The sequence below is a fragment of the Peterkaempfera griseoplana genome, assembly GCF_001418575.1.
Lineage (GTDB): Bacteria > Actinomycetota > Actinomycetes > Streptomycetales > Streptomycetaceae > Peterkaempfera > Peterkaempfera griseoplana.
Window position 1 is genome coordinate 1 of sequence record NZ_LIQR01000704.1, and the last position, 2329, is coordinate 2329.

Genomic DNA, 2329 nt, shown 5'->3' on the forward strand with positions numbered 1-2329 from the left:
GCGGTGGCCCTGGCCGGGCTCGCGGTGCCGGTGCCGACCAAGGGCGACGACACCGCCGAGGTGGCCGTCATCCAGGGCAATGTGCCGCACCCGGGCATGGACTTCCTCGGCCGCCCGATGGCGGTGCTCAACAACCATGTGCGCGCCACGGAGCGGCTGGCCGCCGATGTGGCGGCGGGCCGCCGCCCCAGGCCCGACGTGGTGATCTGGCCGGAGAACTCCTCCGACCTCGACCCCTTCACCAGCCCCGAGGCCTATGCGGCGATCGACCGCGCGGTGCGGGACATCGGGGTCCCGGTGCTGGTCGGCACCCTGGTGGACGGCCCCGACAACCAGCATGTGCGCAACGAGGGGATCGTCTGGGACCCGGTCAAGGGCCCGGGCGCCTCGTACACCAAGCAGCACCCGGTCCCGTTCGGGGAGTACGTCCCCTTCCGCTCGGTGCTGTCGAAGTTCATCACCCGGCTGAACCGGGTGGCCCGCGACTTCTACCCGGGCACCACCAACGGCGTGATGCAGCTGGGACCGGTGCGGATCGGCGACGTGATCTGCTTCGAGGTCGCCTATGACGAGATCGTCCGCGACAGCGTGGACGCGGGCGGCCGGGTCCTGGTCGTGCAGACCAACAACGCCACCTATGCGCGCAGCGGACAGCCCGAGCAGCAGCTGGCCATGTCCAGACTGCGTGCCGTCGAGCACGGCCGTGCGGTGCTGATCGCGGCCACCAGTGGAATCAGCGCGATCATCGGGCCGGACGGCTCGGTGCAGCAGCGCACCGCCGAATTGACCCCGGCGGAACTGACAGCCAAAATCCCCCTGCGCGACGGCAGAACTCTCGCCGACCGCCTGGGTGCATGGCCGGAGTGGACGATCGCTATTGTGGGGTTGCTCTCCTGTGCGGCAGGCATCCCGAGGAGTCGATTCCGAATCCGCCGGGGTGCGGCGTCGGGGTCACCGGTCACCGGGGGTCCGGCGGCGCCGGACGTACACGGCGACGGCGTCTGACCGGCGCCCCGTTCAGGAGGGCGGACGTCCGGGGGGACGGCGCCGGGTAACCATCAGGGAAACTTCCGGCGACCTCCTGTCGCACTCATGCCCGATGCAATTGGAGAAAGGCCGGTCCGTGACCGACAAAAGCGCCGAAGAGCCTCAAAGTTTTGCCGATCTCGGCAAAATCTTGGTCATCATTCCGACCTACAACGAGGTCGAGAACGTCACCCGGATCACCGCCCGCGTCCGGGCCGCGGTGCCGGAGGCGCACATCCTCGTCGCGGACGACAACAGCCCGGACGGCACGGGCAAGGCCGCGGACGAGCTGGCCGCCGCCGACGACCATGTGCATGTGATGCACCGCAAGGGCAAGGAGGGTCTCGGAGCGGCCTACCTCGCCGGGTTCCGCTGGGGCATCGACAACGGCTACGACGTCCTGGTCGAGATGGACGCGGACGGCTCCCACCAGCCCGAGCAGCTGCCCCGCCTGCTGACCGCCCTGGGCGCCGGCGCCGACCTGGTGCTGGGGTCCCGCTGGGTGTCCGGCGGCAGCACCGTCAACTGGCCCAAGCACCGGGCCTTCATCTCCCGGGGCGGCAGCACCTACTCCCGGCTGATGCTCGGGGTGCAGATCCGCGACGTCACCGGCGGCTACCGGGCGTTCCGCAAGGAGACCCTGCTCGGTCTGGGGATGGACGAGGTGGCCTCGCAGGGCTACTGCTTCCAGATCGACCTGGCCTGGCGCGCCGTACGGGCCGGCTTCAAGGTCGTCGAGGTGCCGATCACCTTCGTGGAGCGGGAGCTCGGCGCCAGCAAGATGAGCCGCAACATCGTCATCGAGGCGATGACCAGGGTCACCAGCTGGGGCATCCAGAACCGGCTGGGCCGGCTCCCCGCCCCCAACGCCGGCGCCGCCCGGAACACCCCCGCCGCCTCCGGCGTTGAGTCGGAAGCAGGGGTGAACGAGACCGCCCGCCAGTAGGCGCAGGTCCCGCCGGCCTGGCCGGCACCCCGCACGGACCCGACAGGCCCGCCCCGACGACGGGGCGGGCCATGTCCCGGTCCGTCGGCGCTCCACCGCGGAGCGCCGGGTGAGCGGACGGAGTGGACCCCAGGTGACCGAGGCACGACCCCGACCCCGCGCCCGCGGACGGGCGCGCACCCTGCTGCCGCTGCTGGTCGCGGCCTGGCTGGTGCTGGAGATCTGGGTCGCCCTGCAGGTGGCCTCGGTGGCGGGCGGTGCGACCGTGGTGGTGCTGCTGGTGCTGGGCGCCGTACTCGGCGGCTGGATCGTCAAGCGCGCGGGCCTGCGGGCGCTGCGGGCCGCGGCCCGCTCGGT

The 2329-nt window shown here is 71.5% G+C and carries 3 protein-coding genes; all 3 read left to right on the forward strand.

The window, feature by feature from the left end; all coding sequences use genetic code 11:
- Positions 1–1005 (forward strand): apolipoprotein N-acyltransferase (gene lnt, locus AOK09_RS35710; protein WP_107101536.1); only part of this gene is annotated, 1005 nt, incomplete at its 5' end.
- 94 nt (positions 1006–1099) lie between these two features.
- Positions 1100–1972, forward strand: coding sequence for a polyprenol monophosphomannose synthase (locus tag AOK09_RS35715; RefSeq protein ID WP_079063693.1), 873 nt, complete (start codon positions 1100–1102; stop codon positions 1970–1972).
- 133 nt (positions 1973–2105) lie between these two features.
- A partial coding sequence (locus AOK09_RS35720; RefSeq protein WP_169797117.1) for an FxsA family protein occupies positions 2106–2329 on the forward strand: 224 nt, incomplete at its 3' end.

What these genes read in the sequence shown, in the direction of transcription:
- AOK09_RS35715 (WP_079063693.1), top strand. Translation starts at nt 1,100, where the DNA reads ATGCAATTGGAGAAAGGCCGGTCCGTGACCGACAAAAGCGCCGAAGAG.